Origin of the sequence: Aminobacter sp. Y103A (genome assembly GCF_030294925.1) — a bacterium.
Lineage (GTDB): Bacteria > Pseudomonadota > Alphaproteobacteria > Rhizobiales > Rhizobiaceae > Aminobacter > Aminobacter ciceronei.
In genome coordinates this window covers 1,099,509-1,125,436 of sequence record NZ_AP017986.1, presented here as the reverse complement: position 1 = coordinate 1,125,436, position 25,928 = coordinate 1,099,509, and the positions used below count along the sequence as shown (strand labels likewise).

At 60.3% G+C, this 25,928-nt stretch carries 26 protein-coding genes; 14 read left to right on the top strand and 12 right to left on the bottom strand.

Annotated elements, in window-relative coordinates:
* Positions 1-27: 27 nt before the first annotated feature.
* The 8 genes from Amn_RS05445 to Amn_RS05410 form a co-directional block, all read right to left on the bottom strand.
* Entirely contained in the window at positions 28-1,218 is a 1,191-nt protein-coding gene (locus tag Amn_RS05445; protein ID WP_286295069.1) for an aminotransferase class I/II-fold pyridoxal phosphate-dependent enzyme, read from the bottom strand.
* 44 nt (positions 1,219-1,262) lie between these two features.
* On the bottom strand, positions 1,263-2,171 hold the full coding sequence (gene aepX / locus Amn_RS05440) for a phosphoenolpyruvate mutase (RefSeq protein WP_010913588.1): 909 nt from the start codon (positions 2,169-2,171) through the stop codon (positions 1,263-1,265).
* A gap of 507 nt (positions 2,172-2,678) precedes the next feature.
* Positions 2,679-3,722, bottom strand: coding sequence for an LLM class flavin-dependent oxidoreductase (locus Amn_RS05435; RefSeq protein ID WP_010913587.1), 1,044 nt, complete (start codon positions 3,720-3,722; stop codon positions 2,679-2,681).
* Positions 3,723-3,972: 250 nt separating this feature from the next.
* Complete coding sequence (locus tag Amn_RS05430) at positions 3,973-5,613, bottom strand: SDR family oxidoreductase (RefSeq protein ID WP_286295066.1); 1,641 nt, start codon at positions 5,611-5,613, stop codon at positions 3,973-3,975.
* A gap of 183 nt (positions 5,614-5,796) precedes the next feature.
* Entirely contained in the window at positions 5,797-6,336 is a 540-nt protein-coding gene (locus Amn_RS05425; protein ID WP_286295064.1) for a nuclear transport factor 2 family protein, read from the bottom strand.
* 211 nt (positions 6,337-6,547) lie between these two features.
* Positions 6,548-6,793: a ferredoxin gene (locus tag Amn_RS05420; protein WP_027056547.1), complete on the bottom strand. Its 246-nt coding sequence runs from the start codon at positions 6,791-6,793 to the stop codon at positions 6,548-6,550.
* Positions 6,794-6,831: 38 nt separating this feature from the next.
* On the bottom strand, positions 6,832-8,049 hold the full coding sequence (locus Amn_RS05415; RefSeq protein WP_010913582.1) for a cytochrome P450: 1,218 nt from the start codon (positions 8,047-8,049) through the stop codon (positions 6,832-6,834).
* A 17-nt stretch (positions 8,050-8,066) separates the two neighbouring features.
* On the bottom strand, positions 8,067-8,498 hold the full coding sequence (locus Amn_RS05410; protein ID WP_010913581.1) for a hypothetical protein: 432 nt from the start codon (positions 8,496-8,498) through the stop codon (positions 8,067-8,069).
* A gap of 1,001 nt (positions 8,499-9,499) precedes the next feature.
* Between Amn_RS05410 and Amn_RS05405 the strand changes: the two genes are divergently transcribed.
* Both Amn_RS05405 and rpoN read left to right on the top strand, forming a co-directional pair.
* Positions 9,500-10,048: a peroxiredoxin gene (locus tag Amn_RS05405; RefSeq protein WP_096458527.1), complete on the top strand. Its 549-nt coding sequence runs from the start codon at positions 9,500-9,502 to the stop codon at positions 10,046-10,048.
* Between the two features lie 74 nt (positions 10,049-10,122).
* Positions 10,123-11,577, top strand: coding sequence for an RNA polymerase factor sigma-54 (rpoN, locus tag Amn_RS05400; protein WP_096453603.1), 1,455 nt, complete (start codon positions 10,123-10,125; stop codon positions 11,575-11,577).
* Here rpoN and Amn_RS05395 read toward each other — a convergent pair.
* From Amn_RS05395 to Amn_RS05380, 4 genes are all read right to left on the bottom strand, one after another.
* Positions 11,574-12,221, bottom strand: coding sequence for a nitrogen fixation protein NifQ (locus Amn_RS05395; protein WP_010913578.1), 648 nt, complete (start codon positions 12,219-12,221; stop codon positions 11,574-11,576). The genes rpoN and Amn_RS05395 overlap by 4 nt on opposite strands.
* Positions 12,218-12,535, bottom strand: a complete 318-nt coding sequence (gene fdxB / locus Amn_RS05390; protein WP_286295060.1) for a ferredoxin III, nif-specific — start codon at positions 12,533-12,535, stop codon at positions 12,218-12,220. Before fdxB ends, Amn_RS05395 begins: the two co-directional genes overlap by 4 nt.
* Positions 12,532-12,735, bottom strand: a complete 204-nt coding sequence (locus Amn_RS05385; protein WP_027033180.1) for a CCE_0567 family metalloprotein — start codon at positions 12,733-12,735, stop codon at positions 12,532-12,534. The genes fdxB and Amn_RS05385 overlap by 4 nt, the downstream gene beginning before the upstream one ends.
* Positions 12,736-13,353: 618 nt before the next feature.
* The gene (locus Amn_RS05380) at positions 13,354-15,252 is read right to left on the bottom strand and encodes an ABC transporter ATP-binding protein (protein WP_286297862.1); all 1,899 of its coding nucleotides are present in this window, start codon (positions 15,250-15,252) and stop codon (positions 13,354-13,356) included.
* A gap of 34 nt (positions 15,253-15,286) precedes the next feature.
* Between Amn_RS05380 and Amn_RS05375 the strand changes: the two genes are divergently transcribed.
* The 12 genes from Amn_RS05375 to nifT all read left to right on the top strand — a co-directional run bounded on the left by Amn_RS05375 (position 15,287) and on the right by nifT (position 25,888).
* Positions 15,287-15,442 (top strand): hypothetical protein, encoded by a 156-nt coding sequence (locus Amn_RS05375; RefSeq protein ID WP_286295059.1) that lies wholly within the window; start codon positions 15,287-15,289, stop codon positions 15,440-15,442.
* A gap of 530 nt (positions 15,443-15,972) precedes the next feature.
* Positions 15,973-17,229, top strand: a complete 1,257-nt coding sequence (gene nifS, locus Amn_RS05370; RefSeq protein WP_286295058.1) for a cysteine desulfurase NifS — start codon at positions 15,973-15,975, stop codon at positions 17,227-17,229.
* The gene (gene nifW / locus Amn_RS05365) at positions 17,210-17,590 is read left to right on the top strand and encodes a nitrogenase stabilizing/protective protein NifW (protein WP_202308795.1); all 381 of its coding nucleotides are present in this window, start codon (positions 17,210-17,212) and stop codon (positions 17,588-17,590) included. Before nifS ends, nifW begins: the two co-directional genes overlap by 20 nt.
* A 186-nt stretch (positions 17,591-17,776) precedes the next feature.
* On the top strand, positions 17,777-18,628 hold the full coding sequence (locus Amn_RS05360; protein ID WP_010913571.1) for an electron transfer flavoprotein subunit beta/FixA family protein: 852 nt from the start codon (positions 17,777-17,779) through the stop codon (positions 18,626-18,628).
* Positions 18,629-18,648: 20 nt separating this feature from the next.
* A complete protein-coding gene (locus Amn_RS05355) occupies positions 18,649-19,755 on the top strand; it encodes an electron transfer flavoprotein subunit alpha/FixB family protein (RefSeq protein WP_010913570.1) in 1,107 nt (368 codons plus the stop codon).
* An 11-nt stretch (positions 19,756-19,766) separates the two neighbouring features.
* On the top strand, positions 19,767-21,074 hold the full coding sequence (locus Amn_RS05350) for an FAD-dependent oxidoreductase (RefSeq protein ID WP_286295057.1): 1,308 nt from the start codon (positions 19,767-19,769) through the stop codon (positions 21,072-21,074).
* Between the two features lie 12 nt (positions 21,075-21,086).
* A complete protein-coding gene (locus tag Amn_RS05345; RefSeq protein WP_006333856.1) occupies positions 21,087-21,386 on the top strand; it encodes a ferredoxin family protein in 300 nt (99 codons plus the stop codon).
* 156 nt (positions 21,387-21,542) lie between these two features.
* Positions 21,543-23,303 (top strand): nif-specific transcriptional activator NifA, encoded by a 1,761-nt coding sequence (gene nifA, locus Amn_RS05340; RefSeq protein ID WP_044548983.1) that lies wholly within the window; start codon positions 21,543-21,545, stop codon positions 23,301-23,303.
* Positions 23,304-23,553: 250 nt separating this feature from the next.
* Complete coding sequence (gene nifB / locus Amn_RS05335; RefSeq protein ID WP_096453589.1) at positions 23,554-25,035, top strand: nitrogenase cofactor biosynthesis protein NifB; 1,482 nt, start codon at positions 23,554-23,556, stop codon at positions 25,033-25,035.
* Positions 25,036-25,067: 32 nt separating this feature from the next.
* A complete protein-coding gene (locus Amn_RS05330) occupies positions 25,068-25,262 on the top strand; it encodes a 4Fe-4S binding protein (RefSeq protein WP_010913566.1) in 195 nt (64 codons plus the stop codon).
* A 90-nt stretch (positions 25,263-25,352) separates the two neighbouring features.
* Positions 25,353-25,679 (top strand): nitrogen fixation protein NifZ, encoded by a 327-nt coding sequence (locus Amn_RS05325; RefSeq protein WP_096453587.1) that lies wholly within the window; start codon positions 25,353-25,355, stop codon positions 25,677-25,679.
* Positions 25,676-25,888, top strand: a complete 213-nt coding sequence (gene nifT / locus Amn_RS05320; protein WP_010913564.1) for a putative nitrogen fixation protein NifT — start codon at positions 25,676-25,678, stop codon at positions 25,886-25,888. Before Amn_RS05325 ends, nifT begins: the two co-directional genes overlap by 4 nt.
* Positions 25,889-25,928 lie beyond the last annotated feature (40 nt).

The window sequence follows — 25,928 nt, the reverse complement described above, 5'->3', positions numbered from 1 at the left end:
ATTCACCTCTTTCGTTTTGTTGCGGTGTCATTTCCAGGCGTTGAGGAATTCGACGAGCCGGGCCAGGCCGGTCGCGAGTTTTTCAGGTGGAATTCCATAGGACAGGCGCAGGCCGGCGGGGTCACCGAACGCGGTGCCCGACACCGCTGCGACGCCAGCTTCGGCAAGCAGAGCCGTCACGATATCGTCGGCTGTCGTTGAGGTGCCGTCTTCCGATCCCGGTCGCAGCAGACGGGAAAGGTCGAGATAGAAATAGAAGCCGCCTTGCGCCCTGGCGACCGGGACACGCGTCAACGAAGCAAGCACGTCAAGACCCACCCGTCTGGCGCTTGTCAGGCGTGAACGCAGCTTGCTTTCATAGTCCGAGCCGCCCCGTTGCAAATGGGCGAGTACCGCGTGCTGGGCAATTACGTTTGGATTCGAGGTAGTGTGCGATTGCAGGGCCTTGACGGCATTGATCACCTCTTTTGGACCCGCCAGATAACCGATGCGCCAGCCGGTCAATGCCAGAGATTTGCTGAAGGAATTGACGATCAGCGCGCGTGCTCGAATTTCGGGAGCGACCGAGACGATCGGATGGTGGGTATGACCCCCGTGCACGAAGTCGCCATAGCACTCGTCGAAAATGATCCACAGGTTGCGGCTGACCGCCAATTGAGCGATGGCCATCAGGGTCTCAACATCGTAGACCGCACCGGCCGGATTGCTGGGCGTGTTGATGACGATCGCCCGCGTGCGCTCGGTGACTGCGTCCTTGATGTGCTCGGGGCGCGGGACGTAACCGTTGGATTTGGTGTCGACGAAGACTGGTGTCCCGCCGGCGATTAGTACCTGGGCCGGAAACGTTGTCCAGTAAGGCGCCGGGATGATGACCTCGTCGCCCGGGTTCAGCAGCACCATTGCGGCATTGAACAAGGCCTGCTTCGCTCCGGACGTCACGGCAACTTCCTCGGCCTTCCAGATCTGTCCGGTATCGAGGGAGATCTTCCGCGCCAGTGCCTCGCGCAGCTCCACCATGCCAACCGTATCGGTATAGCGATTGACGCCCTTATTGATGGCGTCGATCGCGCCGTCGCGAATCGTGGGAGCAAGCTCGCTCCAGATCTCGCCGGCGGTCAGATCGATGATCTCCTTGCCAGCATCGGCCGCCGCTTTTGCGGCAGCGCGCGCCGCGGCGGTACCCGATGTACCGAACAGGTTTGTCCGATGCGCAAGCATGTGCGCTCCCGTTTTCGTTTGCTTTCAAAGACGGGCTGGGCCTGCTACCGCACGCCGGTCGCCGTCTGCGGCAGATATTTCTCTTCCGCCGCTGAGAGTTCCTGGTAATTGAGCAGATCGAAGAGTTCGTCGAGCGTCGCCACCTCGTCCTCGATACCGGCGGTACTTTCTTCGCGGAGGATGCGGTCGCAGACCTGGCGCATGGCCGAGATCGCCGCGCGCATGTTGTGGTTCGCCCATATGACCGTGGAGATTCCGGCCGCCCGATACGCGGAGACCGGTGTGCGGTAATATTTCGTAGGCACGATCACGACCGGAAGGCGGTTCTGCCAGGCGCGCGTGAAGGCGAAAATCTGCTCAGCGTTGGACTTGCGGGAATGAATCAGAATAGCATCGGCGCCGGCCTCAGCGTAGGCTTGTGCTCGCGCCAGCGCCTCATCCTCTCCGCGGCCGGCGATGAGCGCCTCGATCCGGGCGACCAGAACGAACTCCGCATCCGGCACTTGGTCCTTCACCGCCTTAAGCCGGCCGCAGAACTCGGGAATATCGGCCAACGGGTGCCGATCACCGATGAACGAGTTCATTTTCGGGAACGCCGTGTCCTCGATACATATGCCGCTCGCGCCATGTTGGCGCAGCTTGCGGGCGACCAAACGGGCATTGTTGAAGTTCCCGAACCCGCTGTCCCCGTCGACGAGGACTGGAATGTCCACCGTGTCGGAAATTCGCTCAACGACATCGACGAGTTGGGACCAGGAAGCTTCGTTCGCATCTCGATATCCGAGACTGGATGAAATCGAGAGGCCGGACGCCCAGAGCGCCTTGAAGCCAGCGCGCTCGGCAATCGCCGCCGAAAGGCCGTCATGAGCCTCCATTGCGAAGGCGAGTTCACTGGACGCGATCATTCGGCGCAAGCTCTCTCGCGTCTGCGCACCAGACTGCCTCTCCACCATACGGTCTCACCTCCACCGACGCTGTCCAGCCGACAAGCCTGTCATTGCTGCCGACGAAGTACTTTCAGAGGCGAACCGCTCTGCCCACCGATCGGCGATCTGCCACTGTCGTGCACACATACAGAATCAATGAAGCAAGGCGCGTGCCGAATTGGCGAACCACCTGCGCCGCACCAGTTCTCCATACCGGCGGGCCAGGTCCCCTCTCGACATTTGTCGGGCTTCCGACATCCACGTCCAACTTCGGACACAAGAGGGGTAGCGGGAGTGGCTATTCGTCTACGCCATGGCGGCCGTTCCGAGGCTGCCGATCAACGGTCTCAAGCGAGATGGACAGGGAGCGGAAGACCGGCGGTCCGTGCAGGCAAGGACGGACGACGTTGGTCTTCGATCCCGGTGATCGCCGGTCGGCTTGATTATTTATCCATGCCTCATGGACGAAGTGTCGAGCATCGGCATGCGAGATTTCAGCTCCCCCAGTGGCCGTTCCGAACTTCAAGCCTTGACCTAACCAAGCGACTTGTTGATCGATGGGATGATCTTGTCTCCCCAGAGCTCAATCTGGCGTAGCATCGTCTTTTGGTCGAAATCTCCCAATTGGGTCTGAATTGCGATCTGGTCCGGCTTCAGGATACTTATCTCTTCCAGCAGGCGATCGATGACGCGACTTACGCTGCCGATCGGCAGGTTCTGGCGCATGGTCTCGAACGACAGATCCTGCTGCGTCGGTGTTTCCTGCAGCAGATAGCCGTCCCGGCTCTGCTGGCGGCGCTGATGAAGTGCTTCAGATAGCCGGCGCTGGAAGCGGGCGTTGTCGAGATAGCTGTCGATCTCCGCCTGATCGTCGCTGGCATAGCAGCAGCGCAGAAGCCCTATCTTGGCGGCGGTGACATCCTTACCCCGCGAGGCCGCTGCTGCCTCGATGGTCTCACGCAGCGTTCTTAAGTTTTCCAAGCCGTTGTGGAACGCCGTGACGAAAAGATTGTGGCCCTCACGATAGGCCCGGCACATGCTTCGCGCGGACCCGCAGGCGATCCAGATCGGTGGGGCTGGCCTTTGGATGGTGCGCAGCGAAATCGCCGTTAAAGGTATCTTCTCATACTGGCCATTGTGCTCGAAGACCTTCTGGTTAAGGCCCTTGAGAAGGATATCCAGGTATTCCGCAAACACGGCCGGCGCCTGATCGACATCGACGCCGAAGCGCTCGAACTCGAACTGCTGGTATCCCGAGCCGACGCCGAGTTCGAGGCGGCCGTTCGAAACGATCTCGGCAAAGCCGATCTCGGAGAGCAGGCGCTGCGGTTGATATAGCGGCAGCACACACACACCGGTGCCAAGGCGAATGGTGCTCGTAAGGCCAGCACAGTGCGCCACCATCATCAAGGGCGAGGGAACCAGGCTGTAATTGTTGAAGTGGTGCTCGGCGAACCAAGCGGTGTTGAAGCCAGCCTGCTCCGAAGCGATTGTCTGTTCAATGGAGTTACCGATGACGCTGTCGCACGATTGATGATAGCCTCGCTGGGCCGCCAAGATGAACGTCGCGAATTCCATGGCGTGTCCCTCGTTTACACAAAGTGGCCAATCAAGCCTTCGACTTGTGCCGATTGCGGGTGGGTCGCGGTATCGATGCGGCCTGGCGACGACGTAGTCGACGATCTTGCGCAAAGCCGCTTATCGTTCGGCGGCCGCAGGCAAGCGCCAAAACCTGGCTAGTCATTCGACCCTGATGACGAGTTTTCCGTCACCGATGAAGACGATCACTTGGCAAGCCGCGCTTGGCACGTTCCATGCAGCCGCAGTCTCAATCCTCGAACCTCGTCGGCTTCGACGAACCGCAACCCGTCGCCGGCGAACATTCCGTTGGATTTTCTTGATCGGTTGGCTGGGCGTTTCGCGCGTCAGCCAACGAGGTCAAGCCGCCGTCCACGTAGAGGGTCGAGCCGTTTACGTATGAGGCATCAGGCGAGGCCAGAAAGAACACTGCCTCGGCGACGTCTTCGGGCTCTCCCATCCGCCCCATCGGGATGCGCCGTTTGATCGCTACGGAATCGATGCAGCCGGACTCGACCAACTGAGCAATGTCAGGCGTACGGATATAGCCAAGAGCGACGGTGGCCGTTCGGATGCCGACCGACCCGAGTTCGGCCGCCATGCACCGGGTCAGAATGTTCATACCCGCCCTGGACGCCCCATAGGCATGGCGCGGCACGAAGGGCAGGAAACTATTGATCGATCCAAGATTGAGGATTACGCCGCCGGCGTCCATCGACTTGATCGCCTCGCGCGCGCAGGTGAAGGTGCCGGTGAGATTGACGTCCAGCACCCGCTCGATCTGTTGCGGGATTTCGATCCCTCGCACAAACGTATCGGCAATAGCAGCACAGTTGGCGAGGACCTCGATGCGACCGAAGCGCCCCCGTATTTCCTCGAACAGCGCCACCAGGTCGCTCTCGACCGCCAAGTCGACGGATTTCGCCACGTGCCTGCCGCCCAGCAAATCAGCGAGTTCTGCCGCCCCAGCACCATCTTTATCAGCAATCACGACTGTGTCGGAGTTCGCGGCAAAGCGGCGAACGACGGCGGCGCCTATACCGTTCGCGCCGCCCGTCACGACCACTGTGCGCGCGCCAGTTCGTTCGGCCGGCCGGAAGAGTTCGGCTCGAGGCGTCTCGTCGACCGGCGGGTGCGCGTCGCCCGGCTGGTTGAACGACATCCAACCGCCGTCGACCGTCAGCACCGATCCTGTGATGTAGCCCGTCTGTGCGCTGGCCAAAAAACGCACGGCCCGAGCGATCTCGTCGGGGCGCGCCATTCGCCCCATGGGCACGCGGCGGCGCACGGCCGCGAGGTCCATCTTGCCCGCACGTTCCAGTTCCGCCACCATCGGCGTGCGCACGTATCCTGGCGCTACCGCCGTTACGCGGATGCCGCGCGAGGCCCACTCGCATGCAAGCGATCTCGTGAGAGCGATCAAGCCTGCCTTCGAGCTGGCATAGGCGTTGCGCTTGGGATTGCCGAGCACGCCCGCCAGCGAAGCGACGTTGACAATGGCAGCGCCGGGCTGCATGCGCCTCGCCGCTTCGCCGGCCATGATGAAAGGCCCGATCAGATTTGTTGCCAGCACGCGTCGGAAGGCCTCGAAACCGGTGTCGATAGTCGCAGCCATGGCGGGTCCTATCGCCGCGTTGTTGACGAGAACATCGATTTTCGCGAACTGCGCTTCGATGCGGCCGTATAGGGCGACAATGTCCTCTTCTCGTGAGACATCGCATTCGAGGCCCAGATGCGGATGGCCGAGACCGCCGGCCAGTTCAAGAACGCCGCTGCCAGGAAGGTCCACCGCAACGACGATGTCTCCATCGGCGGCAACGATCTCGACCAGCGCACGGCCGATTCCGCCTGCCGCTCCCGTTATGATGACGACCCGTCCTGCCTGCTTCATATGAACCTCTCCGCAGCCAGCGTCAGAGATATCGACGCGAGTCAGCCGCAAGACCGGTCGCGGACGTCCTGGTGACGGCGAGTTTCCATACCGGGTAGACGTGTTGCGTTCCGCGACCGCTCCCGCGACGCGGCTCCGCAATTGGGAGCCTTGGAAAGCATTGTGGTGACATGCATGGCATTTTCATTTTGATGACGAGCTGCGGCGCTTCCTGAGCGCGTAAACCGGGTCATTGGGATGCGCTGCTCCGATCGGTTGCCGCAAGCCGAACCGTTCTGCCTCGGGGACCGCTGGTGGGGTCTGCTCTTCGAGCCAATCGTAAACGACGGTCCGTTCGGCAATGCGCCACGCCCCTTCCTTCTTCTGAAAAAGATCGCAGTAACGGCCGCAGAGAAGCACCTGGCGTGCTTCTCCGTCATTGTCTGGTCCGCGTTGCAGCGCGGTGAAATAGCTTTCGACCACGGCCTCCGACGGGTCGATGAATTCGATCAAGACGTTCGTGATCTGGTGGATTAAGCGCGGTCCGGTTTTGAAGAGACCAAGCGCAAACTCAAAGAAGCCCTCGGCTGAGCCGCGATAGGCACCGTGATTGTCATGCGCATCGGGCCAATATGCACTGCGCAGCGCAGCCTCATCCGCGCGGTCTATGCCGCGGCAGTACCGATAAAGGCAGTCGCGGATCGCCTCGCGGTCGCGCAGTTCGGTGATTTTTGCCTGGCCCATCGCTCTGTCGCAAATTTGAGATTGGAAGAGGCGTTTCGTGCCTCTAGGTGCGTGCAAGGTCGAACCGATCGGCAACTGAAGAAGCCAGAACGGAGACGAACTTCACGTGTCGCGTGCGTGTCATTGAGGTCTCGATGCCGGAGAGGAGGTTGGCAGGGAAGCGGCCGGACATCTTGCTTTGCGGTGTGGGGCCACGTCTCGTCGATTCCACCTAAGCTTCCCCAGTTCTTGGTTGCATGGCGGCTGGTTCGAACCGCGCTGCCGAGGTGCGATCGACTTCCAGCGCACGTTCGGGGCAGGATCGCGCGCCTTGTGACGCAAGCAGTTGCTCCCCCTCCGCAACCTGAATGTCACCGGGCAGGATGTAGCCATCGTCATCAAGCTTGAAGATGTCCGGCGCTTGCGCCCAGCATCGCGCGTGACCCTGGCATTTGGCATTGTGGACGATAATGCGCATAGCGCTGCCTCCATTGTCTTGGCATGGCTCGGCGATGGTCATGACCAGTCCAGGATCAGATTTTCGATCCCGAACACATGGCCGCCACAGGTGATGGGCGCTGTACCCTCCTTGATCCGGAAGGTCGGTATGCGCGCCAGCCATTCCTCCAGGCCAATGACAATCTCGCGCCGGGCAAGGTGTGAGCCAAGGCAACGGTGGGGACCATAGCCAAAGGCGGCGTGGCGGTTGTGATCTCGCGCCAGATCGACCGTGTTGGGGGATTCGAATTCCTCCGGGTCGCGATTTGCAATCATCGTGGCGCACGAAACATAGTCCCCCTTTCGGATCGGCGCGCCTTCGAAGTCGATATCTTTCGTAGCCACGCGGATCAACTGAATGGGCGGATAGGCCCGCAGCAACTCTTCGGTTGCGAGCAGGATGCGGGCCGGTTCGCTGCGCAGCAGTTCCTGATCCTTGAGGTTGCGCGCTAGATAAGCCAGGTCAAAGCCAATAGCTGCTGCGACAGTGTCAAGTCCCGCGACGAACACAAGCACGCCGATGCCACGGATCTCCCCGTCGGTTAGCCGGCGGCCCTCGATCTGTGCCTGCACGATGAAGGTCATGAGATCGTCGACCGGATCCTTGCGGCGATTGGTTGCAAGTTCATCGATGAAGGCCACAATCTTGCGGGCAGCCACAGGTCGTTCCACATCGTCGCCGTGGAGCAGATCTTTCGCCCAGCCGACAAATGTATCGAGTCCCTGATCCGGCAACCCCAGAAACCGAAGGAAGATGCTGACAGTGAACGGAAAGGCAAAATCCTTCATGACGTCGCAGCTCGTGGCCGATGCGGTGATCCGGTCGATCAGGGCTATCGCTCGCTCACGGACAGCCGGTTCCAGTGCCGTCACCCGCTTGGGCGAAAGCAGCGGACTGAGCAGTGAGCGAAATGCGCCATGGGCCGGTGGATCGAGCTCAAGCGGGATCGTCGGCCAGGTTTCGCCCAGTATGGAGGAGAAGATGCTGCGATGGCTGGAAAAAGTTTCAGTGTCCTGCAGCACCTTACGCTGATCTGCGGCGCGGGTGATGACCCAGGTGCCCCGGCCATCTTGCGTGTTGTAGGGGGAATAGAAGATCGGAGGCCCGTCATGGGCGCAAGCGACGGCTGCGTGTGGATCCCCGTTGGGCGTTGGTGGCATGCCTGGCGATGTGAACAGGCTGAAGTCTCTCACCATTTCGGGCGGGACATGATCTGGGACCGGGTTGATCGCCATTGCATTTCTCCTGCCGTCTAACCACTAACCAGGCCGCGCACCATGGCATCTTGGTCATCTAGAGAGCCGACGAGCGAAATCGTCGGAGACCCGGCGTTTTCCAGCTTCGAACGGCGAACCGGAATGAAGCTCTTGCTCCACAGCGGTTCGGGGTCGATCATCTCTGCGAGGATATCCGCAGCGCGGCACGCGAAAGACCGGTTGGCCGCCGAAGTGCTCGCCGGTCTCCTCAAGCGCCGGCGAGAGGGCAGGAGCAAGCACATTCTGGTCGAACCGTATCTGCAGATCGATCGGTGGCCATTGGCCGGTGCCGGGCGGTTGTGACGGTGACGCCAGTCACGCCGGTCGATATTGCATTCCGCGGGCAATGCCCGTTTCGGATAGAATCTGAACTGACGCTGACCTGACATGTCGTCTTCCTTCATTGCATTGAGCGCGATATCACTCACGAATGGACGCCAGTCGGTATCTCCTGCCGTCTCACATGAGAGCTTCAAAAGTCGTGCCAACGGCGCGGAAAGAGCCCTGCAGGAGATTTTCTACATATTATTCAACAGCTTGAACGAATGCGCAGCCGCAAGCCTGGCTGTCCCGGACATGACAAACCCGACAGCAAAGTCGCGGCAGCTTCAAAATGCTCCGAGAGCACAAGGCGGCTTTTTCCATCACCTTGGGACCGTGCCCGCCTCACGCAAGCGCGGTTCAGAAAGATCACATGGCCAGCTTGCTAATGGACGTGCTGGCTTTTTTGTACCCGTTGTCGATTTCGAAGCGGTCTCGCGAGCGTCGATAGGGCGAAGCGCGTGGGCCTGTCAGCCGTCTCAATCCTGAGAACGGAGGCCATAGGGACCCTCGTCAGGTTAACCCCGATCGACTCCTGTCCCTCGTTCCGAGTTTGAGCCCAGATTTTCGCTTCGAATACGAGCCACGTGTTCGCCGCGCCGGCGACCCGGACCCGGCGACCCTCCGGTCCGACTTCCGACATTTTTGTCCAGCTTCGGACAAAGAGGGTCGCGGCTTGATACCCATAAAGGGGATGCCCTCCGCCCAGAGCCCACGATCTGGTGATTATGGGCGCGCTCGGTCTCGGCGAAGGCATGGTTCTGGCCGCTCAAGGCAAAGAGGGTCGCTGCAAAAGACAGTGTGAACCCAAGCCTAAAATCAAATGGCATGGCGCTTGCGTCGTACTCGGCAGAACCCATCACAAGGTGGCCAGGAGTAAGACCATTGCTGACATCGCGACGCCCCGTACAAGCGCGTACCGTTCTCGTTGCCGCGGCAAATCGAGAGCTCGTTTCTTCAGACGCCCGTGCTTGCGAGCGGTTTTGCCATGGCTGATCCAAGGACGACACAAAACGCGCGGCGCCCGGCCGAATTGCCGGCCGAGGTCGATGCCGTGTCAGTTTCAACCGAAAAAGCAGCGCACCAGTTTTCCTCCAGGAGCACATTGATGACCGTCAAAAAAAAGGTTCCTTTCGTCACCTTTCGCACGCGTGTTCGCGATGACTCCATCGAGGGGCCAAACCCGTACCGCTGGGAAGACAAGACATCCGACGACTATTTCCGCGGCAAGCGCATCATCCTGTTCTCGCTGCCCGGTGCCTTCACCCCGACCTGCTCGACCTTGCAGTTGCCCGATTTCGAAATGCTCTACGACGAGTTCGAGAAGGAGGGAATAGACGCGATCTACTGCGTTTCCGTCAACGATGCCTTCGTCATGAATGCCTGGGGCAAGGCCCTGGGGCTGCAGAAAGTCCAGCTCATCCCAGACGGCTCGGGCGAGTTCACCCGCAAGATGGGCATGCTGGTTGCCAAGGACAATCTCGGCTTCGGCATGCGCTCCTGGCGCTACGCTGCCGTGATCAACAATGGCGTAGTGGAGCAGTGCTTCGAGGAGGACGGTTTCTGCGACAACTGCGAGGCCGATCCCTATGGCGTATCGTCGCCGCAGAACGTCCTTGAAACGTTGAGAGCCGCCAAAGCCGTGACGGCTGCATGATCTAGACGAGTCAACGTCTCGAAAATCCCCTTGCACAAGGCGAAGGGTCGCTCGGTAGGAGTTTCACGCTAGCCATGGAGTCCTCAGCAAGCCTGCTTCAGCGTCAGAAGCAATCGTTGGTTTTGACGCCGCAAATGATGGAATCCATTCGCCTGTTGCAACTGGCGCATCCCGAACTGCATCAGTTCGTCGAGCAGGAAATCGAGAAGAACCCCTTTCTGGAACGGGCCTCAAACCGGGCGCCGAAGGACATTCCGTCGATTTCGGCCGGGAACCCGCGCATCGGGCCGACCACGGGCGGAATATCGGATCGGGCCTCGCAGTGGAAATCAATCCGCGGCAAAAACAATGTCCAACCGGGGGGAAACCATGCGTTCGAAGATTCCTGGACGTCCATCGAAACATTGCACGACCATGTCGCTCGTCAGATCGCTCTCAGCGCATTCGCGCCGCTGGAGCGGCGAATAGCTGGCGAGCTTGCCGGTCATCTGGAAGACACCGGATACCTTCCGGTGAACCTTTCGGAACTGGCCCGCAGCCTGAATGTCCGGGAGGCTGTTGTGGAACGGGTTCTCGGAACCTTGCAGCAGTTCGATCCACCGGGTATTTTTGCGCGAACTCTCAGCGAATGCCTTGAGATACAATTGCGGCAGCTAGACAGGTTCGACCCGGCAATGGCAGCGCTGGTCGCCAATCTTGAAGCGCTGGCGCGACGCGATTTTCAAACATTGAAGCGCCATTGCGGTGTCGATGAAGACGACCTTCTCGAAATGTTGCACGAAATCCGCGCGCTCGATCCCAAGCCCGGAAACCGATTCCAATCCGGAGGGCCTGAATCGATCATTCCCGACGTCTTGGTCCAGCCCTCTCCCGGAGGTGGGTGGCAAATCGAACTCAATCCAGACACGCTGCCTAGGCTGCTGATGAACCAAAACTATTTTGCCCAGGTCTCCCGCCTAAGCGCTCAAAATTCGAAAGATCAGTCATTTCTCAACGAATGCCTCCAAAACGCGAACTGGCTAATCCGCAGCCTTGATCAGCGCGCCAAGACGATCCTCAAGGTAGCGGCTGAAATCATCCGCCAGCAGGACGCCTTTTTTGAACATGGGGTCGCCCACCTGCGGCCTCTCAATCTCAGGACTGTCGCGGATGCGATCAACGTGCACCAGTCGACGGTAAGCCGGGTAACGTCGAACAAGTACATGCTGACCCCGCGCGGCGTGTTCGAACTGAAGTATTTTTTCACTGTCGCGATCGGCTCCTCCGAAGGCGGCGACGCGTACTCCGCCGAAGCTGTTCGCCATCAAATCAAGGCGATGGTTGCCGTGGAATCGCCCAACGAAGTGCTTTCAGACGACGACATTGCCACCCGGCTCAAGGAAACCGGGATCGACATTGCTCGCCGCACCGTTGCGAAATATCGTGAGGCGCTGAACATCCCGTCCTCCGCGCGACGTCGCCGGGAAAAGCGCGTGCGTCTTCGATGCCAATCAAGCCCGGTCGGCGGCGGCGACGAAAGCGGCTCTTAAGCGAGCCCGTTCTTGATCCGTGCCAAGTGGCTTTCGCCTTCCTCCGGGCCAAAACAGCTTTCGAAATCGCCGCATTCCTGACAACTGGGCGCGGTGCATAGCGAAAAGCCTTCAGCCTCGCAGAGCTTACGATAGAAATACTTCTTCCATTTCATGTTTTTGGTGTTGCCGGCCGCCAGCGCCGGGAAATGCCTGGCCATTAAGCGGCTGAGTTCGGCCCGATTGAAAAGGCCAAGGTCCTGCCACAGATGGTCATTGCGCAAACTGCGCCTGGCGATGATCTTGGCGAAGAGGGTGCTCGCCGGATCGCCTGGCCTGGCATGCCCAATAAGCAAGCCGCGCAGAAGCCCTTCCTCCATATCCGGCTCGGGATCGGTCAGCTTTTCCAGCGCGAAGGCGTTGACGGGAACAGCCGGGAAATAGCGTGTCATGACATCTCGCAGGTCGGCACGCGAAAGGCCGGTTGCTTCGGTCGCGGTCGCCTTGCCGGCCTCGACCTCCTCGAACGCGAGGTAGAAAACACAGGCAAGCACATGCCGGTCGAACGCCGCCGCCTGGTCTGTCGGCGGCCATTGGCTGGTGCTGAAACAGCCACGGTGATGGGCGAATGTGGCGCCGTTCTGCTGGTCTTGTTCCCAGCTCATGCAGCAAGCTGGTCGGCCGCAAGGTGGGTCTGGCAGTTCTTCGGGCAGACGCGGCCGCAGGCGCCGCAGCCGATGCAGCGGCCGGCATGGTCGACGATCATGACCATGCGGTTGAGCTCGCCGTCGAAGTCGTCGTCCTCGCCCGCGTAGATGCCGAGGATTTCGCCTGCGTCATCGACGCCATGAAGGTGCATGACCTCGCGCGAGCAGACCTTGAAGCAGCGGCCGCAGCCGATGCAGGTCGCGCCATCGATCGCCGTCAGATAGTGCGGCGTCCAGGGAGAGCCGTCGCGGGTGACGAAAGCGCCCGTCATTGTGAATTCTCCAACGCTGCGAGTTCTTCCTTTGCCGCATCCAACTCGGCAAAAACCTCGAAGGCTTTCCAGGCGACCGCCTCGATCTCGGTCCAGTTGACCGGAAGGTCCTCGGCAAGGTCGTGCAATTCCATCTTGGCGGCTCCCGCGCGCGACTGCAGCTTGCGGACCTTCTTCTGCAACAGCGCAAGGTCTGACATGATCCCCTTCCTCGCAAGCCGGTCGTTACGCCCGCGCCATGTCGGGACGCGCTTCGATGGCCACGAGCGCATCGCCGGCGCGCCGGCCTCGGCGGGTTTCCGGAACGTCTCGAAGCCGAACCGGTGATGCCGATGGACGCTGCAGCCAGCTTATGCAATCCCGCGCGGCGAGACGCAGGTCCGTATCCTTCGAGTTCGGCATAAGAGCGGTTGAGCGCAGACGACAATCAAGATCTTGTTCCCGACGTCGACGCGGGCGGTGAGCGCATATTGTGAGGGTGTCGATTTGGCGACGCCCCTATGCCAGAGAAGGCGGATCTCGCGTGGATCCGGCGCGTTGCTTTCCTTCGCTCCATTGATCGCATCAACCAGGATCTAAATAATCGCGAGGCGGCTGCCGCCTCAGGAGGAAGCCTCAAGCGCCGTGCCGGGAACGCAGGACGCAGCTCATAAAAAGTTGTCTTCATCCCATTCATGGGTTTGCTCAAGAGCGCGGCAGGAAGACAGGCCGGCACCAGGCGTGTCGTGGATTGGACAAGCCCGACGACAGGTTGCGGCCGCCTTTTCAGGACCGGTCCGACAGGATTGCTGGGGAGGCAAGCTGAATTCACGCCGCGTTCAACCGCGTTGCACATTGGTCTCATCCCACCCCCCCTTTGTCAGTTCCAAGGCCTGCCGCTCGAACAGGCGGCGGTAGATGCCGTCGCGACGGATCAGCGCGGCATGGTCGCCCTGCTCGGTGATGCAACCACGGTCGAAGACAAGCAGCCGGTCGAGTGCCCGCACCGTCGAAAGCCGGTGCGCAATGACGAGCGTGGTGCGCCCGACCATGAGCCGCTCCATCGCCTTCTGGATCAGCACCTCCGATTCCGAGTCGAGGCTTGATGTCGCCTCGTCCAGAATCAGGATCGGGGCATCGGCGAGGAAGGCGCGCGCTATCGCCACACGCTGGCGCTCGCCGCCTGAAAGCTTAACGCCGCGCTCGCCGACCAGCGTACCGTAGCCGTTCGGCAGGCGCGCAATAAAGTCATGCGCGCTGGCGAGCCGCGCCGCCTGCTCGACATCGGACCGAGAAGCACCCGGCCGCCCATAGGCTATGTTCTCGGCCAGCGAGCGGTGGAACAGGAGGGGCTCCTGCTGTACGATCGCGATCTGGGAGCGCAGCGAGCCCTGCGTCACCCGCGAGATGTCCTGCCCATCGATCAAGATTCGTCCAGCATCCAGGTCGTAAAGCCGCTGGATGAGCTTGACGAAGGTGGTCTTGCCGGAGCCAGAGGGGCCGACCAGACCGACCCGTGCGCCGGCCTCAATCGAAATCGACAAGTCGCTGTAGAAGGGCGACCAATGATCGCCGTAGTGGAAGTGGACGCTCTCAAAATCGATGTGACCCTTCGTGATCCGGATCGGCTTGGCGCCCGGAACATCGGCCACGTCGGGCGGCTGGCTGTAGGTTTGGACCAGTTCCTCCATCTCATTTACAGAGCGCTGGATGTTGCGCACGTGTATGGAAACATCACGCAAGTAGCCATATAGGACGGTGAAAGACCCGAGCACCAAGGCGATGTCACCTGGGGTAGTCTGGCCGCGCGACCACAAAAATAAGGCATAGCCGATCAAAGCCGCTCTCATCGCAAGAAGCATGATCCCCTGGAATGCAGCACTGACCGTCCCGCGCACCCAGGTCCGGAGGGTGCGGTGCCGCCACTTGGAGATGACTTTCGCGAAGCGATGATCTTCCCGCACCTCGGCGCCGAAGCCTTTGACCACCGCGTTACAGCTGATCGCGTCCGCAAGCGAGCCGCCAAGCCTCGTGTCCCAGTTGTTGGCGAGGTTTGCGGCTGGCGCCACATAGCCGAGCGACAGGACAATGATCAGCCCCACATAGCCAACCGAGCCGCAAGCGATGATCAGCCCCATCATCGGCCAATACCAGCCGAGCAGAACGCTCGACCCCACGAGCATGATGAGCGACGGGAACAAGGCAAGAAGGATCGTGTCGTTAAGGAGGCAGAACGCCCACATGCCGCGCGTGATCTTGCGCACCGTAGAGCCGGCGAAGGTTTTCGCATGCCAATCGGTCGAAAAGCGCTGGACGCGATGGAACGCGTCGCTGGCGATGTCCGACATCATCTTCAGAATGAAGTCATTGACGGCAATGAAGGCGATGTTGCGCATGACGACGGCGCCGAGTGCGAGCGCAATCAACATTGAAAAGGCCGCAAGAGCCGCATCCCACACGACGGCGTCGGCTGCCGCTCCTTGGGCGACCGCGTTTACGAGCCGTCCGGAATAGAGCGGCGTCAGAACGTCAAGGAGCGTTGCCACCAGCACCGCGATCATAATGATCGCGAGCCGGACCGGCTGCTTGCTCCAGTGGCGCATGGTGAAGGCGAAAACGTCGCGAAAGGCGGCGCCGCGTAGATCGATGTGAAAACGCCGCGTGGCTTTGTACGAGCGCAGCAGGCCGCTCGGTCTCAAGAAACCCGAAATGGAAGGTCTGCGTGAGGACGAAAACATCGCTCGGAATGCGGGTGGCTGATCTGGACCTGACATGTTGCTTTCTTTCCTTCGTTCCATCGATCGCGATGTCACCCGCGAGATGAATATCGGCCGCGGGCACGCGCTGCCCTACGAGGAGAGAACCGCAAAAGCCGCGCCAAAGGTTCAGAAAGAAGCTCAGAAGAATTTTCTGCATATTCTACAATGACAAACGAGATCTCAGCAGGGCAACGGGGGCGTAACAGTGCCGTGTCGCGCACTCGACAAACCCGACAGGACGCCTCGGTCGCGCGGGCATCCTTGGCGAACGGCCCGACAGGATTGCTCCTCACGCGAGGCGGAATCTACGCCCGCCCGATTCAACGGCGTTCCGCGTTGAACAATTCCCGCCGATGTCGGACATGCGACATACCAGTGTTAGAGCCATCATGTTGTTTTGAAATGATTCCCTTCTTTGGCACGGTCCATGCGTAGCTGTTCGCGAACGCGTCCGGCCTGAAGGAGAGACAGTCCATGATCAAGCGCACCGAAAACGCCGTGACCTAAGACCGCGCTTGCCGTGGGCCGAGCCGGCGCAACGCTGGCGCACCAAGGTCGAGGCGGGTTGCCGCGCCGGCGCCAAGAAGCGCGCAGGCCGAATGTGGCGGCGGCAACTCCTTCGGCTAACCATCATCATCATCATCATGACAGACCGGGCGTGCGCCTTGTGTGATTGCGCTCAGGAGAAGGATCACATCCATGAGACCTGTCTATCTGGACAACAACGCAACGACACGGGTCGATCCTGAAGTCGTTCAAGCAATGCTGCCGTTTTTTATCGACCAATTCGGCAACCCTTCGTCGAGCCACGATTTTGGCGCTTCCGCCGGGGCGGCGGTGAGAAAGGCGCGCCTGCGGGTGCAAACGCTGATCGGAGCGGAGTTCGACGACGAGATCACCTTCACCTCGGGCGGGACGGAAAGCGACAACGCGGCGATCCTTTCTGCGCTCGAGGTGATGCCTGAGCGCACAGAGATCGTGACTTCCGCAGTCGAGCATTCGGCCGTGCTGACGCTTTGCGCCCACCTGGAGAAGACGCGCGCCATCAAGGTGCATAGGATCCCGGTGGATCGCCACGGCCGGCTCGACCTCGACACTTATAAGGCCGCCCTCACCCCGCGCGTGGCGATCGTCTCGATCATGTCGGCGAACAACGAGACCGGAACGATCTTCCCGGTGGTCGAGCTTGCTGAGTTGGCCAAAGAAGTTGGCGCCCTTTTCCATACCGACGCGGTGCAAGCGGTCGGCAAGCTTGCGATCGACCTGAAATCGATGGCAATCGATATGCTGTCTCTCTCCGGTCACAAATTACACGGACCGAAAGGGATCGGCGCACTTTATATAAAGCGCGGCGTGCGCTTCTGTCCGCTGATCAAGGGGGGAGGCCAGGAGGGCAACCGCCGCGCGGGCACGGAGAATACGCCAGGCATCGTCGGCCTCGGCGTGGCAGCCGATCTTGCCTTGAACTTCATGGACGACGCGAACACACGGGTAAAGGGGTTGCGCGACCGCCTGGAGAAGGAACTTCTCCAGCGCATCCCACACGCCTTCGTCGCCGGCGATTTGCTAAAGCGGTTGCCGAATACCGCAAACATCGCCTTTGGAGATATCGAAGGTGAGGGCATACTGCATTTCCTCAATCGCGAGGGCATTGCCTGCTCCTCCGGCTCTGCTTGCGCCTGCGGCTCGCTGGAGCCGAGCCACGTCTTGGTGGCGATGAATATCCCCAATAACGCGGCACACGGCGCAATCCGTTTCTCCTTTTCGCGCAACAACGGCGAGGAGGACGTCGACCGGGTGCTCGAGGTCATGCCCGGGATCGTGAAGAAGCTGCGTGAGCTTTCCCCATCTGCCAGCCAGGCGAGAGAACTTCAATCAACTCCAGGCCTGGGCGACAAGGCAAACCCGACAACCGTTTCCGGCCCAGGAGAATGCAATGCGCAGTTGTTTCGCTGAAAGCCGCGCCGTTGTCACCGACATCCTCGCCCGGCTGAAGAGCCTGTCGGCTGCGGAGGAGTTCTTCGCAGTCCTTGGCATCTCTTATGATCCGAAGGTGCTCAATGTCTCACGGCTGCATATCCTGAAGCGCATGGGCCAATATCTCGCTGAAGAGGATTTCGCCGGTCTTCCCGACGGGGTGATCGCCGCGCGGGCGCGTGCGACGTTGGAACGCGCCTATGAGGATTTCGCGACATCCTCGCCACTCACCCACCGGGTCTTCAAGGTGCTCAAAGAGCACGATCCCGACAAACCGGCCACTCGGGACCACACCTTTGTCCCGTTCGAGTCGATCCTGAGGCGGTTCGGGACAGAATGAACGCGACACGAGTGCGACGCGACAATGTCGAAAAGCCGACAAACTCGGTCATCACGACGGTACCGTTCGGAAGAAAACAACCCCATGTCAAAAGGAAACAGAGCAACGCAAAGCGGTTGGCACGAATGATGCTGCGAAGGAGATGAACGCCAGGGCCGCTTGCGGATTGGAGCCGAGAAAGACGCAATGCACATTGTAATCTGTATCAAGCAGGTGCCGGACTCCGCGCAGATACGTGTCCACCCGGTGACGAACACGATCATGCGCCAGGGCGTGCCGACCATCATCAACCCTTACGACCTGTTCGCCCTCGAAGAGGCACTGAGATTGCGCGACGCCCATGGCGGCGAGGTCACCGTGCTTACGATGGGTCCGCCGATGGCAGAAGATGCGCTGCGCAAGGCGCTAACCTATGGCGCCGACCGCGCGGTACTCTTGACCGACCGCTGTTTTGCCGGCTCCGACACGCTGGCGACCTCCTTCGCGCTTTCTCGGGCAATCGTGAGAATTGGCGAGACCTTCGGCGCGCCGGACATCGTCTTCGCCGGCAAGCAGACGATTGACGGCGATACCGCCCAGGTCGGGCCCGGCATCGCCAAGCGCCTCGGCCTCCTGCAGTTCACCTATGTGGCGAAGATCGACTCTATCGATGTCGATGCTCGCGAGATCACCGTCAAGCGCCGTTCGGAAGGCGGTACGCAGATGCTGAAAAGCAGGCTGCCTTGCCTCATCACAATGCTGGAAGGCACCAACGAAATCCGCAGAGGCTCGCTCGAGGACGCCATGCGCGCCGCGCGCAGCCAGATCGTGAAATGGAGCGCGGCCGAAGCTGGCATTGAGGACCTCAACAAATGCGGCCTGCGCGGCTCGCCGACGGTCGTCAAGCGCGTTTTCGCCCCTACCACGCGGGCGGAAAAGGCGACGCAGATCGACATGACCGACAAGACGCAGCACGACCTCGCTGACGAACTGATCGCCTCAATCTTTACCCGCCAGCCAGCGCTGGAACACGAACTCGCCTTCGACGGCGGCCAGTGACGGGACGGCAAGGAGAGATGATGTCGAACGCTAACCGCGAAGCCCCTCCTTCCGCCGGCCGTGCCGGCATCAAGAGGGAATTGCCTGAGCACTTTAGGGACTATCGGCACGTCTGGGTTTTCATCGAACTGGAACGCAGCGAGGTCCATCCCGTGTCCTTCGAACTGCTTGGCGAAGGCCGCAAGCTCGCCGACAAGCTAGGCATCCAGCTTGCGGGGATCGTGCTTGGACCGCCGGGTGACGCGACGCAGCATGCCGTTGCCGAGGCCTTCGCTTACGGCGCCGACCTTGTCTACCTCGTCGAGGCACCGTTGCTTGCCGACTATCGCAACGAGCCTTTCACTAAGGCGATGACGGATCTGGTCAATACCCACAAGCCGGAAATCCTGCTTCTCGGTGCGACCACGCTCGGCAGGGATCTCGCTGGCTCAGTAGCGACGACCTTGCTGACAGGGCTCACTGCCGACTGTACCGAACTCGATGTAGATGTCGACGGTTCGCTCGCCGCGACCCGTCCGACTTTCGGGGGTTCCTTGCTGTGCACGATCTATACGCTCAACTACCGGCCGCAGATGGCCACGGTACGACCGAGGGTTATGGCCATGCCACCGCGGACGGACAAGCCGGTCGGGCGTGTCATCCGGCACAAGCTGTCAATGACCGAGGAAGAGATCATCACCAAAGTCCTTGGCTTCAACCTCGATCGCCAATCGGCAAAGGCAAATCTCGCCTACGCCGACATCGTGGTTGCCGGAGGCCTCGGTCTCGGCTCAGCGGAGAATTTGCAGCTTGTGAAGAATCTAGCGCGGGCAATCGGCGCCGAATATGGCTGTTCGCGCCCGTTGGTCCAGAAGGGCTGGATGCCTGCCGATCGGCAGGTTGGCCAAACGGGCAAGACCATCCGGCCAAAGCTTTACATAGCGGCCGGGATTTCCGGCGCCATTCAGCATCGGGTTGGCGTGGAGGGGGCTGATTTGATCGTAGCCATCAACACCGACCCGAACGCCCCGATCTTCGAATTTGCCCATCTCGGCATCGTCACCGACGCAATCCGTTTCCTGCCGGCATTGACGGAAGCTTTCACCCGGCGGCTGTCGCCGCACAGCCACGACAAGCTTGCGAGCTAAGGGAGAGGGCCATGATCGAGGAAGAATTCGACGCCATCGTCGTCGGGGCCGGTATGTCCGGAAACGCGGCCGCCTACACCATGGCAAGCCAGGGCCTGACGGTGCTGCAGTTGGAGCGCGGCGAGTATCCGGGCTCCAAGAATGTCCAGGGCGCCATCATGTACGCCGACATGTTGGAGCAAATCATTCCGGATTTCCGGGATGATGCGCCTCTCGAGCGGCATCTGGTCGAGCAGCGATTCTGGGTGATGGACGACACCTCCCACACCGGGATGCAGTATCGATCGGACGATTTCAACGAGGCGAAGCCCAATCGCTACACGATCATCCGCGCCCAATTCGACAAGTGGTTTTCGCGCAAGGTGCGCCAGGCCGGCGCGACGGTGCTGTGCGAGACGACGGTGACCGAACTTGTCCGCAATGCCAGCGGCAAGGTGATCGGCGTGCGCACCGACCGGGCTGGCGGGCCGATCTACGCGGACGTCGTCGTGCTCGCAGAAGGTGTCAACGGACTGCTCGGTACACGGGCCGGCCTGCGCAAGATGCCGAAGCCAGAAAGCGTGGCGCTCGCTGTCAAGGAAATGCATTTCCTACCCGATGAGGTCATTGAGCAGCGGTTCGGCCTCCAGGGCGACGAAGGCTGCGTGATCGAAGCGGCGGGCACGATTTCCCGCAGCATGGCCGGACTGGCCTTCCTCTACACCAACAAGGAGTCGATCTCTCTCGGCATCGGCTGCCTCGTCTCCGATTTCGCCCAGACAATGGAGAGCCCTTACGTCCTCCTCGACAACTTCAAAAACCATCCTTCGATCCGGCCGCTGATCGCGGGCTCGGAAGTCAAGGAGTATTCCGCGCATCTCATTCCCGAAGGTGGCTACAAGGCAATTCCGCAGCTCTTCGGCGACGGTTGGGTGGCGGTCGGTGATGCCGCCCAACTGAACAACGCTATTCACCGCGAGGGTTCGAACCTTGCCATGACTTCCGGTCGCATCGCGGGCGAGGCAATCATTGAGATCAAGGGCCGCAACCAGCCGATGATCAGGAGGAACCTCGCCCTCTACAAGACCATGCTGGACAAGTCCTTCGTAGTCAAAGACCTGATGAAATATAAGGACATGCCGGCCCTGATACACACCAATTCCCGCAATTTCTTCATGACTTACCCGCAGTTGATGTCGCAGGCCGCGCAGAACTTCATGCGGGTCGACGGAACCCCGAAAATCGAGAAGGAAAAGGCGACCACTGCTGCCTTCATCAAGGTGCGTTCGCGCTGGGGGCTGATCAGCGATGTGGTCCGCCTGGCACTCGCCTGGCGCTGAAGGAGAAACAGGATGACGATGGCCGTGACGAAGTTACGTGTCGAGGAGAAGCTTTATCAGAACCGCTATCTGGTCGATCCGGGCCGCCCGCATATCAAAGTGCGACCGCACGAGAGGCCGAGCGCGAACCTGCTCGCGCTGACACACATCTGCCCGGCCAAATGCTATGAGTTGAACGACAAGGGACAGGTGGAGACCACTTCCGACGGCTGCATGGAATGCGGCACCTGTCGCGTGCTGTGCGAGGCCAGCGGTGAGATCGTGTGGAATTACCCGCGCGGCGGCTTCGGCGTTCTCTTCAAGTTCGGATGACTGGCGCAAAGAGCGGGAAACGAGAGGCTCGGAATGCGGTCAAGACCGCCAATATTGTTCACAATTGCCGAAAGGCTGAAAATACTATGTTTCTGGAACTCAAAATACAAAAAAGGGCCTGGGAGGAGCACCTTGGACAACCCTTGAGGTGTTTGCATGGCTCACATGCTTCCAGATCAGGTCGGTGAAATTGTATCTCGGAACACCCCGCCTGAACCTGCGGTCGAAGCGGCGCGCAATGCGGACAGCTTGCTCGGGGGAATCTACGAGATATCGAAGATTCTGACTGCCCCGACCCGGCTGGAGATTACGCTTGCCAATGTCGCGAATATCCTCTCCTCGTTTGTGCAAATGCGTCATGGCGCAATTGTCGTCCTGGACGCTGAAGGAGAGCCGCAGATTAGCGCAACTACCGGCGGCGCTGTGCCTCAGTCAGCCATCGGCAGTGTCATACCCCAGGCCGTAATAGACAAAATCGTCGCTACTGGAGTGCCGATCGTCATACAAGACACAAGCACGTCGGAGCTGTTTCAGGCCGATCCTCAATCGACCAGCGGCACGATCGCAACTGCGTTTATCGGTGTCCCGCTAAAGGCTGAGGAAAAGATCTTCGGGACGCTGTCGATCGACCGGGTCAGGAACGGTACCACCAAGTTCCGTTACGAGGAGGACTTACGTTTCCTGGCCATGGTCGCCAATCTGGTCGGCCGGACCATCCGCCTGCATCGCACTTTGAGCACGGCTGGTCAGCGACTTATCGAGAAGCAACCGAGACCAGAGCAATCGCTCGACGAGGACAGGACCCATCCGGCCCGACATCCGCATGTCAAGATCGACGGAATCATCGGAGAAAGTCCCGCACTCAAGCAAGTGCTGGAGATCGTCTCGGTCGTGGCCAGGACCAATTCCACCGTGCTTCTGCGAGGCGAAAGCGGTACCGGCAAGGAGTTCTTTGCACAGGCCATCCATAAGCTTTCGCATCGGAGGGAGAAATCCTTCGTCAAATTGAACTGCGCCGCATTGCCCGAAAGCGTCTTGGAATCGGAGCTCTTTGGCCACGAGAAGGGCGCCTTCACCGGGGCTATCCTGCAGCGCGCCGGCCGGTTCGAATTGGCGAATGGCGGAACCCTGCTGCTTGATGAAATCGGCGAGATTTCGCCTGCCTTTCAAGCCAAGCTGTTGCGCGTCTTGCAGGAAGGAGAACTTGAGCGAGTGGGCGGCACCAGGACCCTAAAGGTTGACGTGCGGCTCATATGCGCCACCAACAAGGACCTCGAGATGGCTGTCCGGAATGGAGAGTTCAGGGCCGACCTTTATTACCGCATCAATGTGGTGCCAATAGTCTTGCCTCCCCTCAGAGAGCGGCCGGGCGATATTCCACGCCTTGCCAAAGCTCTCCTCGATAGATTCAACAAGGAGAACCATCGCGATCTTGCCTTCACGCCGTCGGCGCTTGACCTGATCTCGCAATGCTATTTCCCTGGCAACGTGCGTGAGTTGGAGAATTGTGTGCGACGGACGGCCACACTTGCGCGTTCAATGACAATAACTCCGTCGGATTTCGCCTGCCAGAACAGCCAGTGCCTTTCTTCGCTTCTGTGGAAAGGAGTCGGCCGTTCGCACGGCGCCTATGCCGTCGACGAGTTCGCACGTGGCAATATGATGCCGGTTGGATCGCCGCTGCCTGCCATGCGAGTCGGCCCCTCCCAGAATGAGGCATCGCCCGGCGAGACCTGCGACCCCAACCATCCAGCTTGCCCAGCAATCAACCAGCGTCTGACGGAACGCGACCGACTGATCGATGCGATGGAGAAAGCCGGCTGGGTTCAGGCCAAGGCGGCTCGTTTCCTCGGTCTCACGCCGCGGCAGGTCGGCTATGCTCTGCGCCGGCATCATATCGAAGTGAAGAAGTTCTAAACGTCCCTGATGACATCAAACGTGGGGGCGCGGTTGCTGCCCGCACCGGGCGTAACTGAGACAAGACGTCACTTTTCGCGTTGCTTTTGACCGTTGTCGGCGACCTGACAAAACCGTGTCGCAGGAAACGGACACAATTGGACACAAAAGGCCGACGTAAAAGCCAACATGACGGATAAGACCGCTTTTGGGGTTGGCATATCTCTTGCGCTCTGAAGTGCGATGTTCACACCACGCACGGAGCCGCTCCATGTCCGCACCGATGATTTCGCTACAGGGCCTTTCCGGCACGACAGTCTTCGATCAGTCGCCGGCGAGAGCGAAATCCGGTGGCTGCGCATCTTCATCCTGCGGCTCCTCCGCGAAGCCGCACGAGATGGACTCGGCCGTCTGGGAGAAGATCAAGGATCATCCCTGCTTTTCAGAGGAAGCGCACCACTATTTCGCGCGCATGCATGTGGCGGTCGCCCCAGCCTGCAATATTCAATGCAACTACTGCAATCGCAAATATGACTGCGCCAACGAAAGCCGGCCTGGGGTCGTTTCGGAAAGGCTGACGCCCGACCAGGCGCTGCGCAAGGTGATCGGGGTTGCCAACGAAGTGCCGCAGCTTTCCGTGCTTGGCATCGCCGGACCGGGCGATGCCTGTTACGACTGGAAGAACACAAAGGCGACATTCCAACGGGTCGCCAAGGAAATCGGCGACATCAAGCTGTGCATCTCAACCAACGGGCTCGCGCTGCCAGACCGCGTCGCCGAGCTTGCGGAAATGAATGTCGATCACGTGACGATCACCATCAACATGGTCGACCCGCGGATCGGTGCCAAGATCTATCCGTGGATCTTCTATGGCAACCGCCGTTATACCGGCGTTGAGGCCGCCACGATCCTGCACGAACGACAGATGTCGGGGCTGGAGATGCTGACGGCGCGCGGCATCCTCACCAAGATCAATTCGGTAATGATCCCCGGCGTAAACGATGAGCACCTGATCGAGGTGAATAAATGGGTCAAGGAGCGCGGCGCGTTCCTGCACAATGTCATGCCGCTGATTTCCGACCCGGCGCACGGTACGCATTACGGCCTGAGTGGGCAGCGCGGCCCCAAGGCAATGGAGCTGAAGGCCCTTCAGGATCGTCTCGAAGGCGGCGCCAAGTTGATGCGCCACTGCCGGCAGTGCCGGGCCGATGCTGTCGGCCTGCTCGGCGAGGATCGTGGCCAGGAATTCACGCTCGACCGGCTTCCCGACAAGGTCACGTACGACGCCAGCAAGCGCGAGACATATCGGGCAGTGGTCGCGCGCGAGCGGGGCGATCGCCTGGCGGCCAAGAGCGAGGCGCTCGGGATGGTCAAGACCGCAGGCTCCGGCAAATCGCTTCTGGTAGCGGTGGCGACCAAGGGTGGCGGCCGCATCAACGAGCATTTCGGCCATGCGAAGGAATTCCAGGTTTATGAGGCCTCTCCGAAAGGGATCAGTTTCGTCGGTCATCGCAAGGTCGAACAGTATTGCCTCGGCGGCCGGGCCGAGGACAAGAGCCTCGACGGCGTCATCTCTACGCTCGAAGGCGTAGACATCGTGCTGTGCGCGAGAATTGGAAATTGCCCCGAGGATCGTCTCAAGGAAGGTGGGATCCGAGCAACGGAGGCTTACGGGTATGACTACATCGAGACCGCGATCGGCGCGCTTTACGCCGCCGAGTTTGGGAGTGAGCCACTGGCTGCGACGGCCTGAGCCGCCTCATTCTAACCGAACCGGAGTTGAAAATGGCCTTTAAGATCATCGCTTCCCAATGCACCCAGTGCGGTGCCTGTGAGTTTGAATGCCCTTCGGGCGCGATTAAGTTCAAGGGCGAGACCTACGTGATCGATCCGAAAAAGTGCACCGAATGCGAGGGGACCTTCGAAACGCAGCAATGCGCCTCGGTATGTCCGGTGTCGAAGACTTGCGTCCCTGCCTGACCTCCATTTCGGCTACTGACACGGTCGAGGCGCCTCCGCAGGACCATCGACCTCCTGTTGGAAAGCTGCAGCCGAGAGAAAGGAACGGCCATGAGCCTCGGACGCGAACAGGACATCGAAATCCGTACACCCCCGCGATTCATGCCGGGTGAGCGGGTCCGCGCCACACGCCACATAAAAAATGACGGCACCTATCCGGGCAAGGAGATCGGTGAAAATCTGGTGCGCAAAGGCGACGAGGGCTATGTGCGCGACATCGGCACCTTTCTCCAGCAGTTCTACATCTATGCGGTCGAATGGGTCGATCGCGGCACCGTCGTCGGCATGCGTGCGCGTGAACTCATGAGCCTTGAGACGGCCCGGACTCCTTCCAGTGCCGAAATCGGTGCTGGGTTTGACGAAGGAACGGCCCGATGAGGGTAATGATCCGCAGGACCCGTGCTGGCTTGTCGGCATATATTCCCAAAAAGGATCTCGAAGAGCCGATCATCAAGGTCGACAACGAACACTTATGGGGTGGCGCCGTGACGCTGAAGAACGGCTGGCGGCTAGTCCTGCCCGACCTTCCGCGCGATACGCCTTTGCCGATTACCGTGGAAGCAAGGAAGATTTCCGACGAGGACTGACCTTCGGGTTGACACAAAGAGAGCGGCAAAGGGATACGAG

Bases quoted from the DNA above. Each gene is read 5' to 3' on its own strand.
- Amn_RS05395 (WP_010913578.1), bottom strand. From the start codon at position 12,221: ATGAGCTGGGAACAAGACCAGCAGAACGGCGCCACATTCGCCCATCAC.
- nifT (WP_010913564.1), top strand. From the start codon at position 25,676: ATGAGGGTAATGATCCGCAGGACCCGTGCTGGCTTGTCGGCATATATT.
- Amn_RS05380 (WP_286297862.1), bottom strand. From the start codon at position 15,252: ATGTTTTCGTCCTCACGCAGACCTTCCATTTCGGGTTTCTTGAGACCG.
- Amn_RS05425 (WP_286295064.1), bottom strand. From the start codon at position 6,336: ATGGGCCAGGCAAAAATCACCGAACTGCGCGACCGCGAGGCGATCCGC.
- nifW (WP_202308795.1), top strand. From the start codon at position 17,210: ATGCGCAGTTGTTTCGCTGAAAGCCGCGCCGTTGTCACCGACATCCTC.
- Amn_RS05435 (WP_010913587.1), bottom strand. From the start codon at position 3,722: ATGGAATTCGCGACGTTCATCTTGGCGGCCCAGCGAGGCTATCATCAA.
- rpoN (WP_096453603.1), top strand. From the start codon at position 10,123: ATGGAGTCCTCAGCAAGCCTGCTTCAGCGTCAGAAGCAATCGTTGGTT.
- Amn_RS05420 (WP_027056547.1), bottom strand. From the start codon at position 6,793: ATGCGCATTATCGTCCACAATGCCAAATGCCAGGGTCACGCGCGATGC.
- Amn_RS05405 (WP_096458527.1), top strand. From the start codon at position 9,500: ATGACCGTCAAAAAAAAGGTTCCTTTCGTCACCTTTCGCACGCGTGTT.
- Amn_RS05355 (WP_010913570.1), top strand. From the start codon at position 18,649: ATGTCGAACGCTAACCGCGAAGCCCCTCCTTCCGCCGGCCGTGCCGGC.
- nifS (WP_286295058.1), top strand. From the start codon at position 15,973: ATGAGACCTGTCTATCTGGACAACAACGCAACGACACGGGTCGATCCT.
- Amn_RS05375 (WP_286295059.1), top strand. From the start codon at position 15,287: ATGTTGCTTTCTTTCCTTCGTTCCATCGATCGCGATGTCACCCGCGAG.
- Amn_RS05360 (WP_010913571.1), top strand. From the start codon at position 17,777: ATGCACATTGTAATCTGTATCAAGCAGGTGCCGGACTCCGCGCAGATA.
- Amn_RS05430 (WP_286295066.1), bottom strand. From the start codon at position 5,613: ATGAAGCAGGCAGGACGGGTCGTCATCATAACGGGAGCGGCAGGCGGA.
- aepX (WP_010913588.1), bottom strand. From the start codon at position 2,171: ATGGTGGAGAGGCAGTCTGGTGCGCAGACGCGAGAGAGCTTGCGCCGA.
- fdxB (WP_286295060.1), bottom strand. From the start codon at position 12,535: ATGACGGGCGCTTTCGTCACCCGCGACGGCTCTCCCTGGACGCCGCAC.
- Amn_RS05445 (WP_286295069.1), bottom strand. From the start codon at position 1,218: ATGCTTGCGCATCGGACAAACCTGTTCGGTACATCGGGTACCGCCGCG.
- Amn_RS05385 (WP_027033180.1), bottom strand. From the start codon at position 12,735: ATGTCAGACCTTGCGCTGTTGCAGAAGAAGGTCCGCAAGCTGCAGTCG.
- Amn_RS05330 (WP_010913566.1), top strand. From the start codon at position 25,068: ATGGCCTTTAAGATCATCGCTTCCCAATGCACCCAGTGCGGTGCCTGT.
- Amn_RS05350 (WP_286295057.1), top strand. From the start codon at position 19,767: ATGATCGAGGAAGAATTCGACGCCATCGTCGTCGGGGCCGGTATGTCC.
- Amn_RS05415 (WP_010913582.1), bottom strand. From the start codon at position 8,049: ATGGCGATCAACCCGGTCCCAGATCATGTCCCGCCCGAAATGGTGAGA.
- Amn_RS05325 (WP_096453587.1), top strand. From the start codon at position 25,353: ATGAGCCTCGGACGCGAACAGGACATCGAAATCCGTACACCCCCGCGA.
- nifB (WP_096453589.1), top strand. From the start codon at position 23,554: ATGTCCGCACCGATGATTTCGCTACAGGGCCTTTCCGGCACGACAGTC.
- nifA (WP_044548983.1), top strand. From the start codon at position 21,543: ATGGCTCACATGCTTCCAGATCAGGTCGGTGAAATTGTATCTCGGAAC.
- Amn_RS05345 (WP_006333856.1), top strand. From the start codon at position 21,087: ATGACGATGGCCGTGACGAAGTTACGTGTCGAGGAGAAGCTTTATCAG.